The organism is Pseudomonas sp. MWU13-2100 (assembly GCF_023242365.1).
In the GTDB taxonomy this organism is placed as follows: domain Bacteria; phylum Pseudomonadota; class Gammaproteobacteria; order Pseudomonadales; family Pseudomonadaceae; genus Aquipseudomonas.
The window spans coordinates 1-970 of sequence record NZ_JALLIX010000121.1 but is presented as its reverse complement, the minus strand read 5'-3'; the positions used below and the strand labels follow the sequence as shown (position 1 = coordinate 970).

Sequence of the window (970 nt, the reverse complement as noted above, 5' to 3'; positions counted from 1 at the left end):
TGCCAGTCGATGGGCAGGATGCCGGGCAGGACAAAGTCCAGCTCGTCCTCGCTGCCCAGCACCTTGGCGCCCGTCGCGGCATGCACCGGATTCGGCGAACCCGCGATAGCGTTGGTCAGCGCACCGATGGCCTGGCTGGTGACGAAGGAGTTGACCCCGGCCAGCAGCATGCACGGCAGGTTGCTGAGGAACTTGCCCTTGCTGCCCTTGAGCATCAGCAGCGCGGTGATCGCCAGACCAACGCCGGGGGTCTTGCCGCTGCGAATCTCGCGCACCACCACCGAACCGCCGCCAATGGTCACGTTGGGTGAGATCAGTCCGGCCGAAACCACGGTGGCATCGCAGGTGCTGCGATCGCCACTGCGCACGGCGGGCTGACCGTTGATACTGACCTTCTCCGACCCTTCGGCAAGAAACTGCGGCGGCATCGGCGGATGCTTCATGCAGGTCACCAAGTCCAGCGGTTTGGGCACCGCACCGGGTGCCGGTGTCGCCACCGTGGGCCGCCACATCTGCGAGAAAAAGCCCTTGGCCATATCGAGGAAGCCCGGTCCCTCGGCCTTGTCACCTTCAGCGGGTAGTGCTTCTTCGCTCTCGGGCGTACCCGCCGGGGCGACATGGGACGGCACCGCACCGGCAGCGCGGGCAGCGGGAATCGAGTTGATCAGGGTATTGGTGGAGCCGCTGAGGATATTGGCCTGCACCGTGGGCGGAAAAAGGCTGTTGCCGATGTCCTCGCACATCTTGCTCAGGCCCTTGTCGGCACCGGTCTTGCTCATCGCCACGCCGACAATGACCCCGACCACCGCGCCCAGCACACAGGCGCCCAGCCCGCCGGTGGCGAGCGTGATCCCGGTGGCGGCAACCACGGCGGCGGTGGCCAGGGCGGTAATCGCCACATTGGCCGCCACCTCCAGCACGCCGCCGAGGATATCGGCCATCATCGAGGTATGGGACAGTCCATCGCCCA

1 protein-coding gene is annotated in these 970 nt (G+C 66.4%); it reads right to left on the bottom strand.

What is annotated here, in order from left to right:
• On the bottom strand, positions 1-970 hold a 970-nt coding region (locus M5B99_RS29615; protein WP_248807458.1), incomplete at both ends, for a PAAR domain-containing protein.